This window comes from Amycolatopsis sp. NPDC058986, from assembly GCF_042741125.1.
GTDB lineage: Bacteria > Actinomycetota > Actinomycetes > Mycobacteriales > Pseudonocardiaceae > Amycolatopsis.
On the sequence record NZ_JBHYJW010000014.1, the window covers coordinates 40,323 to 65,687 of the forward strand.

Sequence of the window (25,365 nt, forward strand, 5' to 3'; positions counted from 1 at the left end):
GCCCATATCACCCTCTCCCGTACGTGAGACTGTGATGACCTCAATAGTCTCATGCGACTATTAGACGGATAGTGATCTCACGTGTCAAGATGACCGGGTGACCAGACCGGGAGCATCGCTACAGAGCCTGCTGAGCAGGGCGGTCGGCCATGTCCTGGTCGGAGACACCCGCACCGACGAGGCCGAGGACCGCGTGCTCGACGCGGCGTTGCGCGTACTGGCCCGCCGCGGCACCCGCGCGGCCACCATGGACGACATCGCCGCCGAATCGAAGGTCAGCCGCGCCACCCTGTTCCGCCGCTACGCGGGCAAGGACCAGCTCTTCGAACGCGCACTGGCCCGTGAGGTCAACCGGTTGCTCACGGACCTGGCCGACCGGTTCACCATCGTCACCGACCCCGTGGATCAGGTCGTGCTGGCGTTCGGCGCAGGCACGCGGCTGACCGAGCACATCCTGTTTCACAACGCCGACCACGCCCACCGCGCGGACCTGATCCACGCCCTGACCCAGGGCGACCCATCCCCGATCATGCTGGCGCACAAAGCCATTCGCACCAATATCGCCAAAGCCCAAGCCTCCGGCACCATCCCGCCCGGAGATCCGGACACACAGGCGGACGCCTTGATACACCTGATGATCGGCTACCTCCTCACCCCCAGCCTGGTCGCCGACCTCACCGACCCCGCCGCGCGCGACCACCTCGCCCGCACCGCCGTCGCGCCAATACTCGCGGGACATCACGGCTAGCGGACCAGCTTATCGCGCTGGTGATTGGAAAACGCCGCGTTCCCGAATGACCGGTAAACGGCCAAAGGAATGCGCGACTCTGGCAGCACTACCGCCGGCTCTGGTCTCGTTTGGCCTCCGCTATGGCCGTCATGACCGGCCGTGGCGTGTACGACGCCGGGGTTCGCTCCCATGCCCGCTACGTCAACCCGGCGGGGATGCCGACCGGCCTACCTGCAGCTGATCGCGGACAAGGGCGTTGCCTCCGCCTGCCCGAGGTCGACCTCACCCGGCACGGGATCAAGTTGGTTGAGAACGTCCTCACCTCGGCAATACAGGACGTTCGATTGCCGTCCCCCATGATCGGTCCACACGGTGGATATCTGGAACACGTTTCCTCGGTGGATCACCGGCTGTTCGTGGTCCACACGAGCGAGGTCCCCTGGACTTGCATCAGGGGTGGCCGTTGCGGCGCATGCCTGAAGTGCGACAGGCCTGCCGCCTCGACTCGCGAAGGACAGGTCGTCGAGGAAGCGGGTGTCCCATGCAACCTGTCACAGCTGTAGTGGACCAACCGTGTCTCGGCACTGTCGAATGGGTGACCTGTCATCTCGAAGCGCACGGCCAGCTCCTCGTGCGCGGCACCACCGTCGCCGAGATCGTGACTCGGGCCCTGACCGCCTTCCCGCTCGGCTTTCCGCCCGCCGAGCACGCCGGTGTGCGGCTGCAGGTCATTCATCCCGGCTGGTGGCGCGTCACCCCGTGTCGCTGCCGGTGGACCTTCGCCAGCTCCAATCACCCCACCTGGCACTACTATCCCGCCCGGTCCACCGACCCAGGGGCCTGGCACGGCGCCGAAGTACGAATTCGTTTCGCGCAAGGAGCGGACAGCCTTTCCCGCTGAGCAGCCATCGACACCGACTGCTCTTGCCAGACGTGGTAGCACGGCTGCTTCTGTACTCAGAAAAAATGAGTACAGAAGCTGGAGGGGAACGCTGATGACCGTATCGATGATCAGCAGGACCGATCGTGCGCGCGGAGCGCTTCTCGGTGTCGCGGCGGGCGACGCGCTGGGCGCGACGGTTGAGTTCTGCCGCCCGGCTGAGATCGCCTCGCGCTACGGGCGGCACGCCGACATCGTCGGCGGTGGTTCGTTTCGGTGGCGTCCCGGGCAAGGAACCGACGATTCCGACCTGACCGCCGCAGTCGCCCGCGCGTACGCCGAGGGCTACAGCCTCTGCCGGGTCGGCGAGCACTTCCTGGCGTGGCGCGATAGGAAGCCTCGGGATATCGGCGGTACTACGGCGGCCGCTTTGGCCACGCTGGCCAACACCGGCGACCCGGTCCAGAGTGGACTGTCCGTCTTGGACCGGATCGATGCGGCCCATGCGGCGGGAAACGGATCGCTCATGCGGGCTATGCCCACCGCGTTGGCACGCGAAGACATGGGGACACGACGTCGGGAAGCCGCCGAGATCTCCGCTGTCACCCACGCCGCTGACCCACGGTTCCATGACGAGTACAGAAGGCTACGAAAGTGACCGACATTGATCATGGCGTGTGATCGATATGTGCGGTCAGAATCTCGCGGACATAATCAGACGCCGATGTTGGCGACACTGACGGAGTATTTCGGACTGTTGCTTACGTGGTTGAGGTTCCTGTTGTCGGGTCACGGGGGCGGGCGATGTCCAGCGGAGCTGGCATGGGCTTTGCCTGCTTGAATCGCGTTCTCGCCTCGGGACGTCGGGTCAGAGGAGGTAGGCGGTGATCGTGGCGACGACGAAGATCCCCCAGGCGATGGTGACCCACCGAAAGGGGGAGCGGCTCTTGCCGAGTGCACTGCCGGAGCCAATAGCGCCGACGAGCAGCCCGGCCACCAGCCCCACTCCAGGTAGGCTGGCGACGAAGCCTGGGCCCAGGGCCATGCAGGGTGCGCTGCGGCCTGAGCCGCTGCGGCAGTCGACCATCGTCAGGTAGAACAGCGATGGCAGCGCCACTGCGGTCCCGATGACCAACAGGGTCACCAACGCGATGACCGCTCCGTTGCCTGCTCGGTTCGATGGAGAATCGGGATCGGGCGCGCTCATGGTTCCGCTCTCCCGTGTTCACGATCCGGGGGAGGGAGCGGGGCGACCGCGCCGGTGTGCCTCGGCGGTCAGGTGGCATCCGGTGGACACCGAGATGTCGGTGTTCTTGGCGGTGCCGAAGTAGAGAAGTGCTTCATCGGGCAGGCCGTCGTTTTTGTGGTAGACGACATCGTGTTCGCCGGGCTTGTCGACGCGGACCGTGGGTGTGGTCTGGAAGCCGTATTTCGCGGCGATTTCACCGAGCAGGGTTTGGGCGCGGGCCCACTGGTTGTCGGGCAGGTTTCCGGGTGAGAGCCAGCGGGGCAGGGTGCGGCTTTCGCCGTCGGCGTTGAGGCCGGGGTAGTCGTTGAGGCATGCGGCTCCGCTGAGTTCACTGCGCTGTTCCCAGGTGCGGCCGAACTCGGTGGTCAGCCGGTCCCGGATGGCGGTGAGCATCTCGGTGTAGGTGGCCTGGGCCTGGTCGATGTCGGGGCGTTGCATCAGCTTGGTGTAGGTGTCGGGCACGGTGGGTCCTTCCGCGCTGCACCCGCCGGTCAGCAGCGTCACGACGGTCAGGCCGACAAGCGTCCAGCGGGATCGGTGAGTACGGGTGGGATTCATGGTGAAGATCATCGACCGCCTTGCTGTGCGTACTGATACCCGGGGCGGTCCTCAAGGGCGAGCTGCCCGGGTGTGTTGGCGACAATGGCGGCGATGTTGTGCTGGCTGGTGGTGCCGGGCCGCAGGTACTGGTCCACGCTGGCGTGGCCGGTGGAGGTGTCCAGCGGCTGCCCGCCGGGCAGGTCAGTGCGGTGGGTGGAGAGGTGATGCATGCCGGGCAGATCGCTGGGGTTGCCACCGAACCGGCCCAGCCCGGCGACCGGGTCGCCATCGTTTGTGAGCAGATAGGACTGTCCGGGCGGGACTTTCAGATCGGCGACATTGTCGGTACCGATACCCGGAGACCCTGCGAAGATCGCCGCGTCGACCCCGGTGTCGTGGCGTAGCGCGAGCCCGGTGGTGGTGGACCCGTAGGAGTGTCCCAGCGCGACCAGCCGGGCCGGGTCGTCGCCCCGCGATGCATCCAGGCCCTGCAGGAACGGAGCTAGCGCGCCCGCTCCCTTGTCGGCCTTTCCTTGCCCGGCCACGTCGAGTCCCTGGGGCGCGTCGTATCCCATCCATGTCACCGCCGCTGACCGCTCGCCATTCCCGTAGCGATCGGACAGCCGGTCGGCTTCCAGCCGGGTTTCGTCCATCCGCCGGTCGTAGTCGAGAAGGTCGCCGTTGACGGTGGATCCGAAGCCGCCGGTGAAGGTGACGATGTTGCGCGCGGTGTCCACGTTCCCGGTCGCGACCGCGGCCTTGACTCGCTCACCGCTGCCGTCCAGCACGAGCAGCTGTCGGCTGCCCGGCTTCTGCAGCGTCTCATCGACCCGGTTCAGCTCGGAGAGCTTGCCGTTGATCTTGTCTCGCTGCTTCTCCAGGTCGTGGTACTCGTTCATCTGGCGCGGGTCGGACTCTTTCATGCCGTCGAGCTTGCGCTGGATCTCGTCGCGCTGGCGCTGCAGGTCGCCGCGCTGTTGGTCGAGCACGACCCGGTTGGCCTTGTCCCGGACCTCGCCGGGTAGCCCGTCGCGGCGGCCGAGGTCGGCGGCGTTCTGCGGGAGGTGTTTGAGCACCTGCTCACGCTGGCGCGGCGACAGCGCTGCCCACCAGCCGGCGTTCGCCGACGGGCTGGCATCCGGTGGTGGTGGCGCGAGTACCGACAACGCGCCCAGCACGTCGCCGGAGTTGCCCGCGGCTGCCAAGGAGGTGTGCTCGTTGTCGTTCGACGTGGCATCGATGGTGTGCCCGGCGAGGATGCGGTCCAGGACCGCGCAGAAGTCGTCATCGATATCGGCGGCCTGCCGGAGGACTTGCTGAACACGGTCCGTCAACTCGGCGGCGATGCGTTTGCGTTCCGCGGCGATCGCCTGCTTCTGCTCTTCCGGGGTGTCCGGCGGCGGACCGCTATCGATGACCGCGCCATCACCGCCGAGGGTGAAGTGGTGGGCTCGGGCGAGTCCTTCGACTTCCTTGACGCCGTTCTGCACCCCGGTGATCGCGTCGCTGACGTCTCCGGCGCTGCGCCGGAGTGAGGCGACTTCGGCGGCGTGTTCTTCGAGGCCGTCGATGATGCCGTTGACCTTGTTCGCCGCTGCACTGGCGGCGTCGCCGTGCCAGCCGTACGGGGTGTTGATGTCGCGCAGATCATCGGAGCAGGCGACGAGTTTGTTGTAGGCGGTGTTGATCGCGCCGACCGCCTCCTGCAACGGGCCGGGGTTCCAGCGGGTGACGTCCGACCAGGTGACCATCGGCTCAGACCGCCTTCACCTGGCCGGTCGGCCGCGGGGTCGTCGTGATGTCGCTCGCCGCGGCGGACTCCTGCCCGGCATAGCGGTCGGCGGCCTTGGCCATGTCGGCGGCGTGCCCGTCGAGCGTGGACTCGAACCCGCGTTCGCGATCGTCCCAGGCCCGCTTGACCTCGGCCAGCTTGCCGACTGCGCGCGCCCCGGGGATCCCGGCGTCCCCGCCCGGGACCGCGGCCCCGCAGGCAGCGCCTCGGAGGCCGGCCGCGACGCGTCCGGCGGCCTGCCCGGTGTGTCTGATCTTGTCGATCACGACCTGATACCCCGTCACGCGTCCTCCCTCGTAGCGTGTCGATCACTCACGGCGACACTACGGCACGACGGAGGCCCTGTTCAACGACCACAGGCCGCCGGGCGGGGCCGAGAAATGCAGGTCAGGGGCGATTACCCAGGGCGAGGTGAGTGGAACTACTCACGGCGCGCCGGTACCTTCGCCTGCCGAGGTCTGCGTGGTCGGCTCCGTGCGGTCGCCGCCGCGCAGCTTGGCGGCGACCGCGTCCATCTTCGCGGCCAGCCGCAGACCGGCGTCGCGGGGCAGAGCGCCCTCCTCGATCGCTGCTCGCAACTTCATGATCGCGTCCTCGAGTTTCTGCGCGGCCTCGGCCGCGCGCTCCTCGGCAATCTCGGCCGGACTCTTGTCGGTGGTCATCGGCAGGTCCCTTCTTCTGACGGGGGGCAGCGGTCCGCCAGCCAGCTGCGGCCAAAGGCGGCGAGCCGGGGCCGGCGCAGCCCGGGTGGTCGGCGGGAGAGCTGCACGGGCCCCGGTTGTCTCTCCCCGTTGGAGTTCGCGGACTCCAACTGCGAGTCGAGCAGCGGCGGGGCAAGATCTTTGGTCAATCGAATGAGCGGTTCGCGTCGTCTGCGGCGTGGTAGCAGGTCGGCGCGGTCGCATACGCTTGCTCAGCGAGGTTCACCAGCTTTTTGATCTCCTCAACGGCTTGCTGAAACGCAGCGCTGGAGCTGACGTGCGGTGTGACTCGTTCGAACGTCGTCGCCGCAGCTCTCGACGTCTCCAGTAGTTGTGCCGCCGAGAGCCACGCTTGCTCCGTGAACTGGACGGTGGCTTCGAGGTCCTTCTTCACCACCTGCCACGGGGAGGTCACTGCCACCCCCGAAACAGCCGCCGGAGCACGTAGGCGGCGAACTCGGTGCGTTGCGCTGGAGCGACGTGAGCCGCCAGTTCGGCCAGCCGGTCGATGGCCCGTTCCACAGGGTCGTTCTGCTTGGCCGCTCGCTCGCTCGCAGCCAGGCTCAGCGCCGCCTCCGCAGCACGGTGTCGCGCGGCGAGCTGGTCGACGAGCGCTGTGTCCTCGCAGAAGTCGCCGAGATACTTCGGCCTGCCGTACAAGGTGACGCGGTCACCGTCACGGGAGACCTCGGCGGCGTATACCGCACCAACGGTGTAGCTGCCCTGCGTCTTGAACACGCGATGGGCACCGCCGGGGTCGACCCACGCGTGCGCGCGTTTCCCCTGATCCACCCGCGATCCGGCGAAGACCCAGCGCTCGGTGGCTGTCCTGATCTCTGGGGTCTGCCGTTCGGAGCCGTCACTGTTTTCCATTGCGGTCCTTCACTTTCCGCCGTGGGACGATGCGGTATCGGACAAGTGGTCGAGTCGTTTCACAACAGGCCGGGCCTGGCGACGGTCGAGTTCCGGGTCGGTACGGCGGGTCCGAGAACGATGGCTAATGGCGAGCTTCAGTTATCCCGTGGGCGCTGCGAAGTGGTGGCTTTCTGCTGTGCGTTGGCCGGTTTTCTCCAGTTTGGTGAGTGCTTCGCTGATGTGGGTACGGGAGTTTCGCTCGCGGAGTGCACGCTGTGTCAGGCGGTCGGCGGAGTTCTCGTATCGGTCCACATAGGACGGTTCGGTGAGGTAGGTGTGGATGTGGTCTTGGCAGACAGCGACCGCCGGGGTGCTTTGGGGGAAGCGGAGCAGTGAGAACGGGCTGAGCAGGCTGGGCTGCCCGTGCGGGTCGGCGGGCATGATGCGCACCGCGACTCGGCCGGTGTCGATGAGGGTGAGCAGGTGGCGCAGTTGTTCGCGCAGGACGCCGGGGTCCACGACGCGGTGTGTGAGCGCTTCCTTCGAGAGCAGAATGGTGAGGGTAGCTGGGCTCTCCCCGCTGAGGGCGTCCTGGCGGACGAGGCGGAGCATGAGTTCCTGGCCGATTTCGTCGCTGGTGAGGATGCCGGAGTCCAGGACGGCGCGGGCGTAGTCGGGGGTCTGCACCAGATCCGGGAGGATTTTCGGTGCCCAGGCGAGGATCGTGGTGGCGGTGCGTTCGTATTCCAGCAGTGGTGCGGGGTATTCGCAGGGGCCGGGTTCGGCCCAGTTCGGGTCTTTCACGTGCCGGGCCAGGTTCCTCAGCCGCCGGTACTCGTCGCCGTTGACGACGAGGAATCCGAGCACGCGGGTGGTGAGTTCGACGGTGGGTGGGCGGATGGCCCGCTCGAGCACGGAGACGGTGGCGGGTTCGAGGCCCAGGGCGGCGGCCATCGCGCGGAGGCTGATGCCGCGGTGCTCGCGGGCGATGCGCAGCCCGGCGCCGAGTGCGATCGCGGCGGGCGTGGCGGCTCGGCCTCGTCGACGCGCCGCAATCCCTTGGTGTGTAAGGCAACCACGGCCACCGCGCTCGCAGATCGGGTCGATTCGTTCAGCGAACGTGGTCATTGAGCAGCGTGATGGCGACCGGTTGTCGACCATGTCGGTCACGTGTCGGGTATCGCCGCGTAGCGGTGCGCGAGGTGCCGGCATGCGTTGAGGAGTTCGGCTGGGTGCAGGTCCGTGAGGTCGGTGTCGAAGGTGGCGAGGATTCCGGCGATGCCGGCCCAGGACCAGGCGCCGAGGGTGAGGCGGCAGTGATCGGTGTCGAGGTGTTCGACCACGGAGCCGCCGGGTGCCCAGCGGGCCACGGTGCGGGCGGGCAGGTGGAGTTGTGCGCTGCCGGTGCACGGCCAGGGGGCGGGAGTGTCGCCACGGTCGTGGCTGCTCATGACGAAGTGGGCGAGATCGCCGCCGGGCAGGTCACGATGATTGAAGCGGGACGTTGTGGGGCGGGGGTGCAGCCGGTCCACACGGTGTACTCGCCACTGGTGGTCGTCGAGGTCGTAGGCGACGACGTACCACCGGCCCGCCCACACCACGAGGTGGTGCGGCTCGATGCGGTGGGCGGCGGCGAAGTCGTGGTCTTCGGGGGCGGGGCGCGTTCCGTCCGGGCGCAGGAGTTCGGTGACAAGGACACGACGGTGCCGTACGGCGGTGCCGACGGCGCTGAGCGCGGCGGGATCTATTGGTGCCGCGGGAAACTCCCAGTAGTTCTGCAGCCGGGTCAGCCGCAGGGACTCCATCGCGGCACGCAGCGTCTCGGGCATGGCCTGCTGCAAGGTGGCCAGTGCCCGCGCGGTGTCGTCCTGCAGGTCGAACACGGTGCTGGGCGCGGTCTGCAACGCGACGGCGATCGCGAGCGCCTGGTCGTGGTCGAACAGCAGCGGCACGGTGTGTCCGGAGCCGAGCCGGTAGCCGCCGTCGGGACCGCGAACGGTCGTGATCGGGTAGCCGAGCCCGCGCAGGGTGTCGAGGTCGCGGCGGACCGTGCGCTCGCTGACCCCGAGCCGGGCGGCGAGGTCGCGCAGCGGCCATCGCCGGCGCGATCCCAGCAGGGACAGCAGCCGCAACGCTCGATGTGAGGTGCTCGCCATCATCCCATCCTGGCATCGGTACTGGTCATTCGGTGTCCAGTACCGGTGGCACTGTCTGGCTCGGACAAGTGATCACTCGGCAGTGGAGGATGGATGAGCATGCGCGTGGTCGTGGTCGGGGGCGGGATCGGCGGGCTCGCGCTGGGTGCCGGGTTGCGCCGCAGCGGATACGAGACGGCGGTGTACGACCGTGACACCGATGTCGCCGCGACCGGCGGCTACCACATCACCCTCGACCAGCGGGCCCAGTCGGCGCTGGAGCGGTTGGTGGCGCCGGAGATCATGCGGCGGCTGCTGGCGTCGGGGTCGGCGCTGCGGCTGCGGGAGCGGGACGCGTTCTGGGACCGGCGCGGCCGCCTGCTCGGGCACGGCCCGGACCTGACCGGCAGCGCGAGCGTCGACGTCGATCGCATCACGCTGCGCACGCTGCTGGCCGAAGCCGTCGGTGAGGACCTGCGCCTCGGGCGGGAGGTGTCGGGTGTCGATCACGACGAGCACGGGACGCCGCGGGTGACGTTCGCCGACGGCACATCGGTCACCGCGGATCTGGTGGTCGGCGCCGACGGCACTCACTCGGTCGTCGCCCGGCACCTGGCGGCGGGCCCGACCAACCGCCCGGCCGGCATCATCGGATTCTCCGGGCGCACCCGGCGCGCCGACCTCGGCCCCGCTGAGCAGCAGCGCCTCGGGCCGCGCTCGGCGCTCGCGATCGGCCCGCGCGGCGCCGCGCTCTACATCGGGTTCCTCGACCCGGTCGGCAATGCCGCCCTCGACGCTCCCGAGCTGCGGATGTCGGTCACCACCGGCCCCACTTACATCTGGGGCGCGATGTTCCCCGAATCCGCCCAGACCGAATCCCTGCGCGACCTGCGCGGCGCCCAGCTGCAAACCGCGCTGCTCCGCCGGTTCCGCGACCGCGGGTGGGCCGATCACACGCTGGAGGTCATCGCCCGCGCCGATCCGGCCGGCGTGGCCGCGTTCCGGTTCAACGCCGCCTCGACCCGCGCCACCGATCTCGCGCCGTGGAAGGCCGGCCGGATCACCGCTCTCGGCGACGCCGTCCACGCCACACCACCCACTGCCGGCATGGGCGCCGGTGCGGCCATCCGTGACGCCGCCGACCTGCTCGACCAGCTCGGCACGACCATCGACGGCACCACGACGCTCGCCGACGCGATCGGGCGTTTCGAAGCCGGGATGCGCCGGCGCGGCGGCGAAGTCCTCACCCTGGCCATGAAGACCGTCCGCTGGATCCTGGCCACCGACACCACCCTCGGCGCCGCGGCCACCGCGGTGGCCACCCCGATCCTGGCCGTGGCCACCCGGTTACGGCGCTGAGGTCGCCGAGCCGCGTTCACCGATGCGCTGCCAGCACCGCTGCGAGGCCCTCTTGCAGATCTTCGACGAAATACTCGGGAACCTCCAGCGACGGGAAATGTCCCCCGGTTTCGGGTGACCGCCATCGGACGATCTGTCGGTACCGCTCCTGTGCCAAGGGGCGCGGGCACTTCTCGACGTCGCGGGGATACATGGTGAGTGCCGACGGGACGTCGACCCGGAGTTCGGGGTCCAGCGAGTTGTGGCTTTCGTAGTAAATTCGGGCCGCCGACGCGCCGGTCCGCGTCAGCCAATACAGGGTGACGTCGTCGAGAACTCTGTCCATGGAAATCGTCTCGAACGGGCTGTCTTCGGTGTCCGACCACTCGGCGAACTTGTCGAGGATCCAGGCGAGAAGCCCGGCCGGTGAATCGACGAGCGAGTAGCCGATGGTCTGCGGCCGGGTCGCCTGCTGCTTCGCGTACGCCGCGCGGTGGCGCCAGAAATCGCGGGTTTCCTCGGTCCACTCGCGCTCGACCGCCGTCAGCCCGTCCGTTGTCAACCCGGGTGGTGCCTCCGCGAACGTCGTGTGGATGCCGAGAACGTGCGCCGGGAACCTGCCGCCGAGAACCGTGGTGATGTTGCCTCCCCAGTCACCACCGTGGGCCGCGAACTTGTCATAGCCGAGCCTTCCCATCAGTTCCACCCACGCGGCCGCGATCTTTTCGGTTCCCCACCCGGTGGTGGCCGGCTTGTCGCTGTAACCAAAGCCCGGTAGCGACGGGACCACGACGTGGAACGCCGGCGCGTCCGCGTTTTTCGGATCTGCCAGCTCGTCCACTACGTCGATGAACCGGACAATGCTGTCCGGCCAGCCGTGCGTCAAGATCAGCGGAGTGGCATCCGGGCGTGCGGATCGGCGGTGCAGGAAGTGGATTCCCAGACCGTCAATGGTCGTGCGGAACTGGCCGATCTGGTTGAGGCGCTCTTCGAACGACCGCCAGTCGTACCCGGTGCGCCAGTAGTTCACGACATCGACGAGGTCGGCGAGAGGAACGCCCTGCTCCCATCGGCGAGGGCCGGGCGCGGCGCGATGGACCGTCTCGGCCTCTGGCAGCCGCGCCGCGGCCAGTCGCGCGCGCAGATCGTCGAGGTCGGCGTCGGTCGCGCGGGCTTCGAACGCTTGCACGTCGCTGGTTGAACGGGGCATGAGACCTCCTGACCATCGTGGAACCGGCTAAGGCGGTTCTAGCATGTCGTCAGGCCCGGGTGCAACCAGCTAAGGTGGTTCCATGCGTGCTGGGTTTCCTGACTTTCGCCTCGGTACCGTGCTGGCGACCAGCTTCACGGCGACTCTGACGGAGCGTCGCGGCGACGCTGTGGAGCGCATTCCCACGCCCCAGCGGCTCGTCGACTGGCTGGCGGTGAACGGCCTCGCCGTGGACTCCTGCACCACCGCCCAGCTCGACCTCGCCCGGGAACTGAGGGAGTCGATTCACGCCGCCGCGACAGCGGCCGCGATCCAGGACGCTCTCCCCGCGTCTGCTGTCCAGGTCATCAATGACCGCAGCGCTCAGGGCCGGGCCGCGGCGATCCTGACGCCCGAGGGTGAGCGGCGATGGCGGCTCAGCTCGGCTTCCTCCGTGGAAGACGCCCTCGGCGTCATCGCCGCCGACGCGATCAGCATTATCGCGGGGGAACGGGACGGAAAACTGGCCTTGTGCGCGTCACCAACCTGCCAAGCGGCCTTCTTCGACGTCAGCCAGAGTCGCACCCGCAAATGGTGTGACATGAATACGTGCGGGAATCGTCAGAAGAAAGCGCGCTTCACTGCCAACCAGCGAAAAAAATTCGGATCGGCGGAGTGAACGCCACCGCGGTGCCGCCGAGCCGGAAATCTCCGTCGCCCGCGTGAGTGACGTCGGTACGGCGACCGCCGGTGCCCGGCAGGACCGGTACATCCATAGGGGTGGGTATTCCCAGGAGAGGCGTGAATCGTCGCGCGGTACACCGACGCGATCGGCGTACACTGTCGGTGCGACGCCATACCTCCCGCGCGAACAACTGGATCGCTGTTTCCGACACTCTCCGGACCTAGGAGTGGCGCAATGGAAGGTCGCATTGAAGCTACCGGCCACGGCTGGACCGTGGGCATCGAGAGCAACATGATCATGTTCCGTCGCCTGCACGCGACGCACGAGCAAACCAGTATCCCGCTGCGAGATGTCGTCCGGGTGCGCACCCGGCCACCGCGGGCGTGGTTCAAGGGCGAATTCGACGTCCTCATTCACGAAATGGAACCGACGAGCGTCAAGTTCACCCGGCGCCAGGCACCCGACTTCGAGAAACTGTATTCGTCGGTTCAGGCCGCCCTGGCACACATCGACTAGCGATCGGCGGCACTGCCGTCACCCGGTCCGGGCGGGACGGACGGCGAGTACCTGGTTGACCCCGATCCGGTTCTGCTCGAAGGCGAGCGCGGAGGCGGCGAGGTAGAGCCGCCAGACCCTGGCCCGTCCCGGCGTGGCCAGGCCGGTCGCCTCGGTCCAGTGCGTTTCCAGGTTCCGTACCCAGGCACGCAGTGTCGGCCCGTAGTGTTCGCGCAGCGCTTCGACGTGCCGGATCTCGAAGCCGGTGTCCTCGATCAGCTTCACTGTCGTGCCGAGCGGCATCAGTTCCCCGTCGGGGAACACGTACCGGTCGATGAACTCGTCGAGGCGATAGGTGGTCTCGTCCGGCGTCGGGCGGCGGGAGATCTGGTGGTTCAGCAGCCGTCCCCCTGGCTCGAGCAGGCCGTACAACGCGTCGGTGTACTCGCGATATCGGGCCGAGCCCACGTGTTCGGCCATCCCGATCGAGCAGATCGCGTCGTACGGACCGTCGGTGATCTCCCGGTAGTCCTGGATCCGGATGTCCACCCGATCGGACAGCCCGGCCCGGTTGACGCGTTCGCGGGCCAGCGCGGCCTGTTCGGCGGAAATGGTGATGCCCACCGCGCGGGCGCCGAAGTGCCGGGCGGCGTGCAGGGCCATCGAACCCCAGCCGCAGCCGACGTCGAGCAGCCGATCGCCCTCGCGCAGGTCCAGCTTGCGGCAGACCAGATCGAGCTTGGCGGCCTGGGCCTCCTCCAGCGTGCCGAGGGGGCCGTCCTTGCCGTTCCAGTAGGCGCAGGAATACACCATGGACGGGCCGAGCAGCAGCGCGTAGAAGTCGTTGCCCACGTCGTAGTGGTGGCTGATCGCCGCGCGGTCACGCCCCACGCTGTGCCGTGCGCCGCGGCGCCGCCGGTTCTCCTCCGGCGGTGGCGCCGGGGGAAAACCGGGACCACCGGCCAGCACCACCATCTCGCGCAGCGCGGCCACGGCCTGCGGGTCCCGCACTGTCGCGAGCGCACGGCGCGCCTCGTGGTGCCACGACCGGGCGACCTCGTGCTCGTCGACGAATCCGGCCAGCCGCTCCAGTGCGTCGAAGAGGTCGCCGTCGACGTCGAGGTCGCCCGCGACCCACGCCCTGGCCAGGCCGAGTTTGCCCGGCCGCCACAGCAGGCGCCGCAGCGCACGCCGGTGACGGAACACGAGTGCGGGCGCGTCTCGGGGCCCGGCCTCGCTGCCGTCCCAGGCGCGTATCCGCACGGGTAGCGGTTCGCCGAGCACCGGCGTCATGGCCGCCGCCAGCCGGTCCGCCTTCCGCGCCATCGCACACCTCCCTGGGGAGCAGTGTGCGACGACGCGTATCCGCGGGCAACCGGGTACCCGTTCGTGGCCGGGCGCGCCGGACCGGTCAGCGGACGATGATGGCCGGGTCGCTGGTGCCGGGCCTGCCGTCTTCGACGTGCCCGGCGAAGCGGCGCAGGAACGCCTTGTCCGTGCTGGAAGTGACGGTGATGTCGTACCAGTGGTGGCTTTCGCCGAGGGGTTCGGTGTGGGACACGGTCTGTCCCGGTTTCACCGTGAAGGTCGCCTTCCGCCCGCGGTAGGCCTCGGTGAGGCTCAGGCGGCACTCGGCCGTGCCCGTGTTGGTCATGACGAGTTCCACGGCGTCGTTCGCGGGGCGGTGGCGGGCGGTGACCTCGGGGCCCGCGGTCGTGGTGTGGCCGGCGAAGCCGCGCAGGAAGCCGTTCGGACCGTGCACCGTGAGGTCGTATTTTCCTTGCTGCCCACCGGTGTGCCAGGTGTCGGCGATCGTCTTGCCCGCTTCGGTGGTGTAGGTCCACGGGCTGTCCTTCCGGTTGCCGGACCGGACGTGGAAGCACACGCCCGCCGGGCCACCGCCGAAGGTGAGGGTCAGACCGCCGATCGCGGGAGACACGGCCACGTCGGTCCAGGGCGCGTAGCGGAGCGGACGGGTGCGTTTCGCGCCGGGTTCCTGTTTGGGCAGCACGGGATGCGCGGGCGGGGTGGAGCGGTAGACGGGTTCCGCCGGCGGTTTGCCATGGGGCTCGTAGGCGGCGGTGCTCGGCAGCGCGGGCTTCGCGGGGCGCTGCAGAGTGAAGTCGAAGGCGGAGGTGAGGTCGCCGCAGACGGCGCGCCGCCACGGCGAGATGTTCGGTTCGCGCACACCGAAACGGGTTTCCATGAGACGGAGGATCGAGGTGTGGTCGAACACCTCGGAGCACACGAAGCCGCCGGTGCTCCATGGCGAGACGACGAGCATCGGGACACGCTGGCCGAGGCCGTAGGGGCCGGCGGGATTCCCGGGGCTGCCGGGGTACTGCTCGCCGGTGGTGGCGACGGTGGACAGGCCCTGGGCGGCCGATGACGGCGGGAAGGGCTGGGGGACGTGGTCGAAGAAGCCGTCGTTCTCGTCGTAGGTGATGAGCAGGACGGTTTTGCTCCACACCTCGGGATTGGACGTGAGTGCTTCGAGGACGCGGGAGATGTACCAGGCGCCGTAGTTCGGCGGCCAGTTCGGGTGTTCACAGAACGCTTCGGGCGCGGCGATCCAGGAGATCTTCGGGAGTTTCCCGGCCTTGACGTCGGCGGTGAGGACGTCGAAGTAGCCGTCGCCCTTCTTCGCGTTGGTGCCGGTGCGTGCCTTGTCGTAGAGCGGCTGACCGGGCTTGGCGTCGCGGTAGGAAGTGAAGTACAGCAAGGAGTTGTCGCCGTAGTTGCCGCGGTAGGGATCGTCGATCCAGCCCCACTTGCCCGCCTTGTCGAGGCCGTCCCCGATGTCCTGGTAGAACTTCCAGGAGATACCCGCCTTTTCGAGGCGCTCGGGGTAGGTCGTCCAGCCGTAGCCCGCCTCCTCGTTGCCGATGACGGGGCCGCCGCCCTTCCCGTCATTGCCGACGTAGCCGGTGTACATGTAGTACCGGTTCGGGTCGGTCGGCCCGTTCAGCGAGCAGTGGTAGGCGTCGCAGACGGTGAACGCGTCGGCGAGCGCGTAGTGGAACGGGATGTCCTCGCGCGTCAGGTAGGCCATGGTCCGCGCGGTCTTGGCCGGGATCCACTGGTCGGCCTTGCCCTGGTTCCAGGCGCGGTGCCCGCCGGTCCAGCCGTGGTCGAGACCCTCGATGCAGCGCATGCCCAGGCCGGAGTCGGCGGGATGGTAGGGCAGCACGTCCTTGCCGCCGTCGGACTGGTACCAGACCGGTTTGCCGCTGTCGAGCGTGATGGGCCGGGGATCGCCGAGGCCGCGGACGCCTTTCATCGAGCCGAAGTAGTGGTCGAAGGAGCGGTTCTCCTGCATCAGCACGACGATGTGCTCGACGTCGGCGAGCGTGCCGGTGCGGCGCGCGGCGGGGATGGCGGCGGCGCGGGCGATGCTGTCCGACAACGCCGTGAGGCTTGCGGTCGCTCCGGCGATCTGGAGGAACCGTCTGCGGTTGAGTTCGGCCATGTCGTCGGTCCTCTCGCACCCTGCGGGATGTGACGCGCCTCATAGCGGCGGCTGGTCGTGGACATTTGTACATGTTTAGCGTGCTGGTGTCCACGCTTCACCGGCGAAAAGTTGGTGAATGCGGTGTGTATTGCGCGTTTTCGAGCACTTTCGCGCAGTTCGAGTGCCCGTGATGTGGTGTCGCGAACGCTTCGTTGTGGACGTTGATCATCCCCGGCGGCCCGTTCGGGGCATGCTCTGGGTGTCGCCATCCGCAAGGGACGGACTCGTCCGCTATGTGTCCCGGACATCTCCGTGGTCGCTGAGCGCGCTGCCGGAATCAGCCGAAGCACCTTGTCTCACCTGTCGAGGCGAAGTAGCATGCCACTCTGCCAATAAAGGATGCTACTTCACGTGTCTTGGCTGTCGTACTTCAACGGTGAAGGATGTGAGCGATGGTGGCGCAGGTTCCCGACGCCGTCCGGGCACACACGATGCGCAGGGTGATGTGGCGGATCGTGCCGCTGCTCATGCTCTGTTACGTGGTGAACTACCTGGACCGCACCAACATCGGGTTCGCCAAGTTCGGCCTGGAGAAGACCTTCGGCATGTCGGCGGCCCAGTACGGGTTCGCGGCGGGGGTGTTCTTCGTCGGCTACGTGCTGGCCGAGGTGCCGAGCAACATGATCATGGCGCGGGTCGGCGTGCGGATCTGGCTGACCAGGATCATGGTCACCTGGGGGATCGTCGAGACGATCATGGCGTTCTCGCCCAACGTCGAGATGGTCTACGTGATGCGTTTCCTGCTCGGAATCGCGGAGGCGGGCCTGTTTCCCGGCATCCTCGTCTACCTCGCCCGCTGGTGCCCGAACCGCGAGCGGACCCGCGTCATCGCGACGTTCATGGTCACGATCCCGCTCGCCGGCACGATCGGCGGACCGCTCAACGGCTGGATCCTCTCGGGCATGGACCACGTGTTCGGACTCGAAGGCTGGCGGTGGGTGTTCGTGCTGGGCGGGATCCCGGCGATCCTGCTGGGCGTCGTCTTCTTCACGACGGTGACCGAGCGGCCGTCCGACGCGCGCTGGCTGCGCGCCGCGGAACGGGAGTGGCTGACTTCGACGCTGGCGGACGAGGAACGGGAACGCGGCGCGGCCGGTCCGTCCACGCATCGCGCTGTGTTCCGCGACCGGCGGGTCCTCGTCCTCGCCGTCGTGTACTTCCTGGTGCAGTGCGGCGCTTATCCGCTCGCCTACTGGCTTCCGTCGGTGATCAAGGGCGTCGGCCACTCGCTGACCACGGTGCAGGTCGGGTGGCTGGCCGCGGTGCCGTTCCTCGCGGCCGCCGTCGCCATGTTCGTGACCGGCAGGCGGGTGCGCCGCACGGATTCCGCGCGGCCGGTGGTGCTGGCCCTGCTGGTCTCGGTACTGATGTTCACGGTGAGCGCGGCCGGACTGGGGACGCCAGCGCTCGCGTTCGGCGCGATCACCGTGGCCACGATGGCCGCGGAGACCGCCAAGCCGCTGTTCTGGTCGCTGCCGACGGCGTTCCTGGCGGGCGTGGGCGCGGCCAGCGGGGTGGCGCTGATCAACTCGCTGGGCAACGCCGCCGGATTCCTCAGCCCGTTCGCGGTCGGCTGGATCCAGCAGGTCTCCGGGGGGAACACCGGTTTGTCCATCGGGGTCATGGCGTCGGCGAACGTGCTGGCGGTGCTGGTGATCGGCGGGCTGTGGTGGTCGCGGCGGCGGGCGCGCGGGGCGCCCGAGGCGGCGGGCGTGCCGGGCCCGGGTGCCGGCCGCTGACCTTTATGCTGGCCGGACCAGCCGCGCCGCACCGGGAGCCCCGTGACCACCGAGCCACTCGACAGCAAGAGCGAACAGATCGCCACGGAGATCCGGGACGCCATCCGGTCCGGTGGCCTGGAGCGCGGACTGCTGTACTCCTCGCGGGAGCTGGGCGAACGGTTCGGCGCGTCCCGGACACCGGTGCGGGAGGCGCTGCTGAAGCTCGCCGATCTCGGGCTGGTCCGGATCGAGCGCAACCGGGGCGCGCGCATCCTCGGCCCGGACGGCCGGGGCATCGTCGAGCTGTGCAGTATGCGGGTGCTGCTCGAACCGCCCGCGTGCCAGAGCGCGGCGGCGGTGATGACCGGCCGGGACGACGCCGCGCTGCTGGCGCAGTACGAGATCATGAAGGAACGGGCCGACGGCGGTCCGGAGTACTTCGCCGCCGACGAGCGGTTGCACACGCTGATTCTCGAGGCCAGCGGCAACGCGCGGCTGGCGAAGTTCGTCGCCGAGCTGCGGCAGACCCTCGCGCTGGACGGCCGGTTCAGCGTGCCGCAGTACCAGCCGATCGACGTCGCGCTCGGCGATCACTGGGCGATCGTCGACGCGCTGCGGCGCCGCGACGGCCGGGCCGCCGCGAGCGCGATGCGGCGGCATCTCGTCCGGTCCGGCGACCTGCTGGTCGAGCACACCAGCGGTGACGACCGGGGCCTGGTGGCCGAATGGCGCCGCTGGGTGGAGATCGCGGTGCCCGCCGAGGACCGCGTCATTCCCTAGAGCCGCTCGCCGACGCCGTTCGCTCGATGTCGCGAACGCTCCGTTGCCGACGTTGAGCGTCCCGAACGGAGCGTTCGCGACATACCGGCGCCGGGCCTGTCGCACCACCGCGCACTGGGAACCGGCCGGAACGCTCGAGTCCTGCGCCGCAAGTCACACGCGGGAGGCCTTCTATTGCGAATGAGTAGCATGCTACTTGTTAAATGTAGCTCGCCACCAAAGGAGGATGGGTCTTGAGTTCCGAGACATACGCGGCGGCGCTGGCCAGGGGGATCCGGGCGGCGCGGCCGGATCTCGTCGGGTACGTGCCCTCGGTCAGCGTCGCCCCGGTGATCACCGAGCTGGTCGAGGCGGACGGCGGCGCGGAGGGCCGCTCGGCGCGGGTGTTCCCGCTGTCGGTCGAAGAAGAGGCCATGGGCGTGCTCGGTGCGCTGCCGCTGGCCGGCAAGTTCGGCGCGATCGTCATGCAGGACAACGGATTCGGCAACGCGCTGACGGCGCTGGCGACGTTCAACCTCGCCTATCACCTGCCACTGCTGATCGTCGCGAACACGCGCGGCGGGCTCGGTGAGTACAACTCGATGATCCACACCGTGAGCCAGCACGTTCCCCGGTTGCTGGACGCCGTCGGACTGCGGTTCTTCGAGCTGGACCGGCGCAGCGGCCCGGCGGGCTGGGCCGCGGTGACCGAGGAGGCGGGCGAGCACGCGCGGATGACCTTCCGCCCGGTCGTCGTGCTCACCCAGTTTTGGGCGACCGACGGAAAGGCGGCGTAGTGATGCGACGTATCGACGCGCTGACGGTACTGGCCGAACTCACCGGGCGGCTGCCCGTGGTGGTCACCTGCGCGGCCTCCAGCCGCGAGCTGGCCGCGGTGGCCGACCGCCCGAACCACCTCTACCTGCTGGACTCGATGGGCCTGGCCGGGTCGGTGGCCACCGGGCTGGCGCTCGCGCTCGCGGACAGCCCGGTGTCCAAAGTGGTCACGATCGAGGGTGACGGCTCGCTGCTGATGAACCCGAACGTGCTGCCCACCGGCGGTTATCTCGCCCCGCACAAGCTTCTCCTGGTACTGCTGGACAACGGCGTCTACGGCGCGACCGCGAACCTGCCGACCTACGCGGATCGCGTGGATCTTGGCGCGCTCGCCCAGGCAGCCGGGTGGACGGTGTCCGAGGCGCGCGACCGGGACGAGCTGCGCGCCGGGTTCGCCGCGGCGCTGGTCGCCGACGGCCCGGTGTTCCTGCACGTCCGGATCGAGCCGGGCAACGCGGCCGAGGTGCCGAAGCTGCTCGCCGATCCGGTGGTCCTCGCCCGCCGGTTCCAGGACTGGCTGGCAGGGGCGGGCCGATGAGCGGTGTGACCACGATCGATCCGGCCACCGGCGCGGTCCTCGGCCGCTATCCGTACACATCGGACAGTCGGCTGGACGCGGCACTCGACGCCGCGGTGACCGCGGGCGCGTGCTGGGGCGGATCTTCGGTGACTCGGCGGCAGGCGTCACTGCGCGCACTGGCGGACAAGCTGACCGCGCGCCGCGCCGAATACGCCGCGCTGATCACCGCCGAGATGGGCAAACCGATCGACCAGGCACTGGCCGAGATCGCCAAATGCGCCCGGACGTGCGCCTTCTACGCCGAGCGGCTGCCGGAACTGCTGGCGCCGGAGCGGATCGACCTCGCCCCGGACTCGGGCGTCGTCCGGCTGCGCCCGCTCGGCACGCTGCTGGCGATCATGCCGTGGAACTACCCGTTCTGGCAGGTGATCCGGTCCATGGTGCCCGCTGTCGCGGCCGGGAACACGGTGCTGCTCAAACACGCGGACAACGTGACCGGAAGCGCGGAGCGGCTGACCGGGCTGTTCGACGACGTGTTCGGCAAGGGGGTCCTCGGCAGCGTCGTCCTTCCCCCGGAGCGAACCGGGGCGCTGATCGACGATTCACGGGTGGCGGCGGTCGCCTTCACCGGGAGCAACCGCGTCGGCGCGCTTGTCGCGGCCCGCGCCGGCGCGGCGGTCAAGAAGACCGTGCTGGAACTGGGCGGCTCCGATCCGTTCGTCGTGCTGCCCGACGCCGACGTCCCCGCCGCCGCCCGCGCAGCGGTCCGGTCCCGGTTCCTCAACGTGGGGCAGAGCTGCATCGCGGCGAAACGGCTCATCGTGCACCGGGCGGTATACGGGGAATTCGCCGAAGCGGTGGTCGCCGGGATCGGCGAGCTCGTGGTCGGCGATCCGCGAGAGTCCGGTGTGGACATAGGACCGATGGCGAGGACCGACCTCCGCGACACCCTGCGCGGTCAGCTGGACGCGGCGCTGCGGGCCGGTGCCCGGCTGCTGACCGGCGGTGCGCCGGACTCACGGCCCGGCGCGTGGTTCCGCCCCACCGCGATCGAAGTGTCCGGTGTGGACGGACCAGCGTTCCAGGAGGAAACCTTCGGCCCGCTGGCGGTTCTGTTCCCCGCGGAGTCCGAAGAGGACGCCGTGCGCGCGGCCAACGCCACCCGCTACGGGCTCAGTTGCGCGGTCTGGAGTGGTGACCCCGACCGGGCGCTGGCGGTGGCCGAGCGCATCGGCACCGGCTCGATTTTCGTGAACCGCGTTTCCGAGTCCGACGCGCGGCTACCGGTCGGCGGGGTCAAGGCCAGCGGCCACGGCCGCGAGCTGGGCCGCGCCGGAATCACCGAATTCGCCAACCTCCAGGCCGTGCGCACGGCCTTCCCCGCCCGTAAGGAGAACTCGTGACCATCAGCAGGATTCGTGCCCGCGCCATCGGTGTCCCGGTCGACAAGCCGACCCGGATGTCCAACCGGGAGCTGGGCACCCGGCAGTACGTACTGGTCGAAGTCCACGACGACGCGGGCAATCGCGGCGTCGGCTACACCTACGCGGGGACCGCGGGGGCGTTCGTCACCAAGGCGGCGGTGGACGATCTGCTCGCGCCCGGGTATGCCGGTGCCGACGTCGACGACGTCGTGGGCCTGTGGAGCCGCGCCTACCAGGAGACGTTGCTCGCCGGCAGGCGTGGCGCGGTGATCAGGGCGCTGTCGGCCATCGACATTGCCTTGTGGGACCTCAAGGCCCGGCGGGCAGGGCAGCCGCTGGCGAAATTGCTCGGCGGGGCCACCACCCCGCAACCCGCCTACGCCTCGGGCGGCTACTACCGGCCGGACGACGGCGAGTGGACCGAGGCCGTCGTGAACGAGATCGCGTTCAACTCCGCGCAGGGTTTCACCGACCACAAGATCAAGGTGGGCGGGCTTTCCGTGGCCGAGGACGCCCGCCGGGTCGCGGCCGCGGTCGAGGCCATCGGCGATCGGGGCAGGCTCGCGCTCGACGCGAACAACGCCTACCGGACGGTCCGGGAAGCCCAGGTCGCGATCGAGGCCTTCGAACGGGCCGCCGGCGACCGTCCACTGTGGTGGTTCGAGGAACCGCTGTCGCCGGAAGCCGTCGCGGGACACGGGGAGCTGGCCGCTCGCATCACGACCCCGGTCGCCACCGGGGAGATCCATCAGACCCGCTGGGAGTTCCGCGGGCTGATCGAGGCACGGGCGGCGGCGATCCTGCAGGCGGATGCCGCCGTCGTGGGCGGGGTGACCGAATGGCTGCGGGTCGCGCACACCGCGGACAGCTTCGGGGTGCAGATGGCGCCGCACTGGCACCACAACCTGCACGTCCACCTCACCGCGGCGGTGGCCAACACGCTCGTCGTCGAGTATTTCGCGCTGGAGAAGGGGATCTACAACTTCGAGCTGTTGCTCACGCCGGAGACCCGGCTGCGTTACCGCGACAACCTGGTCGAGATCCCGGACCGGCCGGGCCTGGGCATCGAGTTCGACGAGGAGACCGTGGCGAAGTTCGAGATCGGTTACTGACGCGTCACCTCCTGGTCCACTGTGGACCGATGGGACCTAGGTCCCGTCCGGTGGTGACCAAGGAACGCGGTGCGGCGGGGATCGGCCGGAATACCGTCGGGTTCAGGCAACGAGCAGGGAGGCTGCCCATGCGAGCCCGGGACGTGATGACCTCGCCGGTGATCACCGTCGGTACCGCGACGACGGCGAAGGAGGCGGCGGAAATCCTTTCGTCGCGCGGGTTCACCGCCCTTCCGGTGGTGGACGACGACGATCGCCTGATCGGCATCGTCACCGAGGCGGATCTGATCCGCGACCGGGTCCCTGCCGATCCGCGCCACCGTCGCGACGCCGAGTACCGCGCCCGGCGCGAAGATCCCGGATCGACCGTCGGCGCGCTGATGACCAGCCCCGCGACCGGGATGTCGCCGGGCACCGACGTCGCCGACCTGACCCGTGCGCTGGTCGAGTCCGGTATCCGTGCGATGCCCGTCGTCGACGGCGCGAGGGTGATCGGCATCGTCACCCGCGGTGACATCGTCCGGGTGCTGGCACGGGACGATCATGCGATCCTGAACGACGTCCGGCATCACCTGGAGATCTACGGCGGAGCGGACCGCTGGACCGTCGAGGTGGCGGACGGCGTCGTCCGGGTGGTCGACGCCTACGACGACGAAACCGACCGGCACGTGGCGACCCTGCTGGCCCAGGCGGTGCCTGGCGTGGTGGACGCCCGGGTCGTTTCCGAACACGAGGGGAGCACCCGATGACCGACACCATCCTGGTCGGGACCGACGGCTCGGACGGCGCGAACCGGGCCGTGGCCTGGGCCGCGGCGACCGCCGCCGTGCACGGCGACGTGCTGCGGATCGTGAGCGCGGTCAACATCGCCGGGCTGTACTACGGCGGTGGCGCGCCGCTCGGGGAGAGCATGCTGAACGATCTGCAGCAGGCGAGCGAAGGTTTCGTCCGCGAGGCGGCGGAACTCGCGCGGTCGGTGCGGCCCGATCTGCGGATCGAGGGCCGGACACAGCCGGAGGCGCCCGTGCCGCTGCTGGTGGAGCAGTCCCGGGACGCGCGGATGCTCGTCGTGGGCAGTTCCGGGTACGGGCAGTTCCTGTCGACGGTGCTGGGGTCGACGACGTCCGCGCTGGTGGGGCACGCGCATTGCCCGGTCGCGGTGGTGCGGGGGCGTGCGAACGGCGGCGAGGTCCCGGTGGACGGTCCGGTGGTGGTCGGGATCGACGGCAGCCCGACCAGCGAGCGCGCGATCGCCGTGGCGTTCGAGGAGGCGTCGCTGCGGAACGCGCCGCTGGTGGCGTTGCACGCGTGGAGTGACGTCGTCTACGACTCCGCTCGCGCCACGGCCCGGCTGCTGCCCGAGTGGGAGTCGCTGATGGCCGGCGAGGAACGGCTGCTGGCCGAGCGGCTCGCGGGCTGGCGGGAGAAGTACCCGGACGTCGAGGTCAGCCGTGACCTGCGGATGGACCGGCCACGGCACGCGCTGCTGGAACTGGCCGAGCGGGCCCGGCTCGTGGTGGTCGGCAGCCACGGACGCGGTGGCTTCACCGGCATGCTGCTGGGCTCGACCAGTCAGGCCCTCGTGCAGCACGCCGACTGCCCGGTGCTGGTCGTGCGCCCGGAGGTGACCCGGTGACCGGGCGATGTCCGGTCACCCCATTCGAGTCCGATGTGGACGGACGAGGCTGCCCGGTCCGCCGGTGAACCGGCCGCTTGACGTCCATTGCGGGACCTAGGACTCCACGCGCGGGGCCTTTCGCTGTCTTTCACCCGCCCGGCGGAGCGCCCAGGATCGGGGGTAACGGGGCGTGATGGAGTCGTGGATGAGCGTGGCTGTGACAGAGGACTGGTCGGCGGGCGATGTGGAGGTGCTCGCGCGGGCGGTGGTGTGGGCGCCGTCGGTGCACAACACCCAGCCGTGGCGGCTGGCGCTGCCGCCGGGCCGGGCCGAGGTGTTCGAACGACCCGACCTGGCCCTGAACCGGCACGACCCGGACGGTCGCGACCGGCTCATCTCCTGTGGCGCGGCGCTGGCGAACTTGGAGCTCGCCGTCCGCGTGCTCGGCCGACGGGCGGCGATCACGCTTCCCGGGTCCGGTACGGCCACCCTGGCAGGGGCCGTACCGGTCGACGGACAGGAGCCCCCGTCCGCGGCGGAACTGCACGCGTACCAGGCGATCTCCCGGCGGCGCAGTCACCGTCGCCCGTTCGCGGGCGCCCGTGTCCCGGACGAGGTGGCCGACGTCGTCGCCAGCGCGGCGACGAGGCAGGGCGTGGCGGCCGCGCTGGTGCGGGACGACCACCTCCCCGCGTTGGCCGGGCTGTTCGAACGGGCCGCGCGGGTCCTGCGCGGTGACCGGGAGTACCAGGCGGAGCTGGCGGAGTGGACGACCGCGTGGCGCCCGGACGGCGTCGGCGACGGACTGCTCGCGCCCGCTCACGGCCTGGCCGGACCACTGTGGGCGGACCTGGTCCCGGCGCGGCACCGGGTGCCGGACCAGCAGACGCTGCTCACCCGGATGGAGCGAGAGCACCTCCTCTTCTTCGTCACAGCGGGTGACGAGCGGGCGGATCACGTCCGTGCCGGAATCGCCATGCAGCAAGCGTGGCTGGCCGCCGTCGACGCGGGGCTCGCCGCTTCCGTGCTGACCCAGCCGCTGCACGTGGCCCCGGTCCGCGAGCAGGTGGCGGATCGTCTGCGGTTGCCGGGGATGCCCCAGTTGGTGATGCGGTTCGGGCGCCCGGCGGAACCGGTGGCCCACCGGACACCGCGGCGCCCGGCCGCCGAGGTCTTCCACGAGGGCCACGGACCGCCACGGATCGCGGAGTCCCCACCTTGGCAGCGGAATCGCGAGATGGAACCCTGATGTCGCGGGAGGCCGCGCGGGGTGT

General features: G+C 69.4%; 27 protein-coding genes. 15 read left to right on the top strand and 12 right to left on the bottom strand.

Annotation, left to right across the window (positions count from 1 at the left end; genetic code table 11):
- Window positions 1-97: 97 nt before the first annotated feature.
- The 3 genes from ACFW0G_RS15085 (at window position 98) to ACFW0G_RS15095 (ending at window position 2,268) form a co-directional block, all read left to right on the top strand.
- Window positions 98-748: a TetR/AcrR family transcriptional regulator gene (locus tag ACFW0G_RS15085; protein ID WP_378325779.1), complete on the top strand. Its 651-nt coding sequence runs from the start codon at window positions 98-100 to the stop codon at window positions 746-748.
- Between the two features lie 577 nt (window positions 749-1,325).
- Window positions 1,326-1,631, top strand: coding sequence for a hypothetical protein (locus ACFW0G_RS15090; protein WP_378325780.1), 306 nt, complete (start codon window positions 1,326-1,328; stop codon window positions 1,629-1,631).
- Between the two features lie 94 nt (window positions 1,632-1,725).
- Window positions 1,726-2,268, top strand: coding sequence for an ADP-ribosylglycohydrolase family protein (locus ACFW0G_RS15095; RefSeq protein WP_378325781.1), 543 nt, complete (start codon window positions 1,726-1,728; stop codon window positions 2,266-2,268).
- A gap of 210 nt (window positions 2,269-2,478) precedes the next feature.
- On the opposite strand, the gene ACFW0G_RS15100 is transcribed toward ACFW0G_RS15095, so the two are convergent.
- The 9 genes from ACFW0G_RS15100 to ACFW0G_RS15140 form a co-directional block, all read right to left on the bottom strand.
- Complete coding sequence (locus ACFW0G_RS15100) at window positions 2,479-2,817, bottom strand: hypothetical protein (protein WP_378325782.1); 339 nt, start codon at window positions 2,815-2,817, stop codon at window positions 2,479-2,481.
- A gap of 18 nt (window positions 2,818-2,835) precedes the next feature.
- On the bottom strand, window positions 2,836-3,417 hold the full coding sequence (locus ACFW0G_RS15105) for an LppA family lipoprotein (protein ID WP_378325783.1): 582 nt from the start codon (window positions 3,415-3,417) through the stop codon (window positions 2,836-2,838).
- 8 nt (window positions 3,418-3,425) lie between these two features.
- Entirely contained in the window at window positions 3,426-5,150 is a 1,725-nt protein-coding gene (locus ACFW0G_RS15110; RefSeq protein ID WP_378325784.1) for an alpha/beta hydrolase, read from the bottom strand.
- Window positions 5,151-5,154: 4 nt separating this feature from the next.
- Window positions 5,155-5,475: a hypothetical protein gene (locus tag ACFW0G_RS15115; RefSeq protein ID WP_378325785.1), complete on the bottom strand. Its 321-nt coding sequence runs from the start codon at window positions 5,473-5,475 to the stop codon at window positions 5,155-5,157.
- A 141-nt stretch (window positions 5,476-5,616) separates the two neighbouring features.
- Entirely contained in the window at window positions 5,617-5,853 is a 237-nt protein-coding gene (locus tag ACFW0G_RS15120) for a hypothetical protein (RefSeq protein ID WP_378325787.1), read from the bottom strand.
- Between the two features lie 184 nt (window positions 5,854-6,037).
- The gene (locus ACFW0G_RS15125) at window positions 6,038-6,286 is read right to left on the bottom strand and encodes a hypothetical protein (protein WP_378325788.1); all 249 of its coding nucleotides are present in this window, start codon (window positions 6,284-6,286) and stop codon (window positions 6,038-6,040) included.
- Window positions 6,287-6,303: 17 nt separating this feature from the next.
- Window positions 6,304-6,765: a hypothetical protein gene (locus ACFW0G_RS15130; protein ID WP_378325789.1), complete on the bottom strand. Its 462-nt coding sequence runs from the start codon at window positions 6,763-6,765 to the stop codon at window positions 6,304-6,306.
- A 141-nt stretch (window positions 6,766-6,906) separates the two neighbouring features.
- Complete coding sequence (locus ACFW0G_RS15135) at window positions 6,907-7,875, bottom strand: helix-turn-helix domain-containing protein (protein WP_378325790.1); 969 nt, start codon at window positions 7,873-7,875, stop codon at window positions 6,907-6,909.
- Between the two features lie 38 nt (window positions 7,876-7,913).
- The gene (locus ACFW0G_RS15140) at window positions 7,914-8,903 is read right to left on the bottom strand and encodes a helix-turn-helix transcriptional regulator (RefSeq protein ID WP_378325791.1); all 990 of its coding nucleotides are present in this window, start codon (window positions 8,901-8,903) and stop codon (window positions 7,914-7,916) included.
- Window positions 8,904-8,996: 93 nt separating this feature from the next.
- Between ACFW0G_RS15140 and ACFW0G_RS15145 the strand changes: the two genes are divergently transcribed.
- Window positions 8,997-10,241 carry an FAD-dependent oxidoreductase gene (locus tag ACFW0G_RS15145; protein WP_378325792.1) on the top strand — a complete coding sequence of 415 codons (1,245 nt, stop codon included), beginning with the start codon at window positions 8,997-8,999 and terminating at the stop codon, window positions 10,239-10,241.
- A gap of 16 nt (window positions 10,242-10,257) precedes the next feature.
- Here ACFW0G_RS15145 and ACFW0G_RS15150 read toward each other — a convergent pair whose 3' ends face one another.
- On the bottom strand, window positions 10,258-11,430 hold the full coding sequence (locus ACFW0G_RS15150; protein WP_378325793.1) for an epoxide hydrolase: 1,173 nt from the start codon (window positions 11,428-11,430) through the stop codon (window positions 10,258-10,260).
- A gap of 82 nt (window positions 11,431-11,512) precedes the next feature.
- Here ACFW0G_RS15150 and ACFW0G_RS15155 point away from each other — a divergent pair, with 82 nt between their 5' ends.
- Together ACFW0G_RS15155 and ACFW0G_RS15160 are read left to right on the top strand one after the other, a co-directional pair.
- Entirely contained in the window at window positions 11,513-12,088 is a 576-nt protein-coding gene (locus tag ACFW0G_RS15155; protein ID WP_378325794.1) for a CGNR zinc finger domain-containing protein, read from the top strand.
- Window positions 12,089-12,328: 240 nt separating this feature from the next.
- Window positions 12,329-12,610 carry a hypothetical protein gene (locus ACFW0G_RS15160; protein WP_378325796.1) on the top strand — a complete coding sequence of 94 codons (282 nt, stop codon included), beginning with the start codon at window positions 12,329-12,331 and terminating at the stop codon, window positions 12,608-12,610.
- A gap of 18 nt (window positions 12,611-12,628) precedes the next feature.
- Here the strand turns inward: ACFW0G_RS15160 and ACFW0G_RS15165 are convergent, their stop codons facing one another.
- Both ACFW0G_RS15165 and ACFW0G_RS15170 read right to left on the bottom strand, forming a co-directional pair.
- Complete coding sequence (locus tag ACFW0G_RS15165) at window positions 12,629-13,915, bottom strand: class I SAM-dependent methyltransferase (protein ID WP_378325797.1); 1,287 nt, start codon at window positions 13,913-13,915, stop codon at window positions 12,629-12,631.
- A gap of 85 nt (window positions 13,916-14,000) precedes the next feature.
- A complete protein-coding gene (locus ACFW0G_RS15170; protein WP_378325798.1) occupies window positions 14,001-16,058 on the bottom strand; it encodes a phosphocholine-specific phospholipase C in 2,058 nt (685 codons plus the stop codon).
- A gap of 434 nt (window positions 16,059-16,492) precedes the next feature.
- Here ACFW0G_RS15170 and ACFW0G_RS15175 point away from each other — a divergent pair, with 434 nt between their 5' ends.
- The 9 genes from ACFW0G_RS15175 (at window position 16,493) to ACFW0G_RS15215 (ending at window position 25,340) form a co-directional block, all read left to right on the top strand.
- Window positions 16,493-17,839: an MFS transporter gene (locus ACFW0G_RS15175; protein WP_378325799.1), complete on the top strand. Its 1,347-nt coding sequence runs from the start codon at window positions 16,493-16,495 to the stop codon at window positions 17,837-17,839.
- 42 nt (window positions 17,840-17,881) lie between these two features.
- Window positions 17,882-18,601: a GntR family transcriptional regulator gene (locus tag ACFW0G_RS15180; protein ID WP_378325800.1), complete on the top strand. Its 720-nt coding sequence runs from the start codon at window positions 17,882-17,884 to the stop codon at window positions 18,599-18,601.
- A 233-nt stretch (window positions 18,602-18,834) separates the two neighbouring features.
- Entirely contained in the window at window positions 18,835-19,377 is a 543-nt protein-coding gene (locus tag ACFW0G_RS15185) for a thiamine pyrophosphate-binding protein (protein WP_378325801.1), read from the top strand.
- Window positions 19,378-19,379: 2 nt separating this feature from the next.
- Window positions 19,380-19,955, top strand: a complete 576-nt coding sequence (locus ACFW0G_RS15190) for a thiamine pyrophosphate-dependent enzyme (protein ID WP_378325802.1) — start codon at window positions 19,380-19,382, stop codon at window positions 19,953-19,955.
- The gene (locus ACFW0G_RS15195; RefSeq protein WP_378325803.1) at window positions 19,952-21,340 is read left to right on the top strand and encodes an aldehyde dehydrogenase family protein; all 1,389 of its coding nucleotides are present in this window, start codon (window positions 19,952-19,954) and stop codon (window positions 21,338-21,340) included. The genes ACFW0G_RS15190 and ACFW0G_RS15195 overlap by 4 nt, the downstream gene beginning before the upstream one ends.
- On the top strand, window positions 21,337-22,473 hold the full coding sequence (locus tag ACFW0G_RS15200) for a mandelate racemase/muconate lactonizing enzyme family protein (protein WP_378325804.1): 1,137 nt from the start codon (window positions 21,337-21,339) through the stop codon (window positions 22,471-22,473). The genes ACFW0G_RS15195 and ACFW0G_RS15200 overlap by 4 nt, the downstream gene beginning before the upstream one ends.
- A 128-nt stretch (window positions 22,474-22,601) precedes the next feature.
- Complete coding sequence (locus ACFW0G_RS15205) at window positions 22,602-23,222, top strand: CBS domain-containing protein (protein WP_378325805.1); 621 nt, start codon at window positions 22,602-22,604, stop codon at window positions 23,220-23,222.
- Window positions 23,219-24,109 carry a universal stress protein gene (locus ACFW0G_RS15210; RefSeq protein ID WP_378325806.1) on the top strand — a complete coding sequence of 297 codons (891 nt, stop codon included), beginning with the start codon at window positions 23,219-23,221 and terminating at the stop codon, window positions 24,107-24,109. Before ACFW0G_RS15205 ends, ACFW0G_RS15210 begins: the two co-directional genes overlap by 4 nt.
- Before the next feature lie 187 nt (window positions 24,110-24,296).
- Window positions 24,297-25,340, top strand: a complete 1,044-nt coding sequence (locus ACFW0G_RS15215) for an Acg family FMN-binding oxidoreductase (RefSeq protein WP_378325808.1) — start codon at window positions 24,297-24,299, stop codon at window positions 25,338-25,340.
- The last annotated feature ends 25 nt before the right edge of the window (window positions 25,341-25,365 follow it).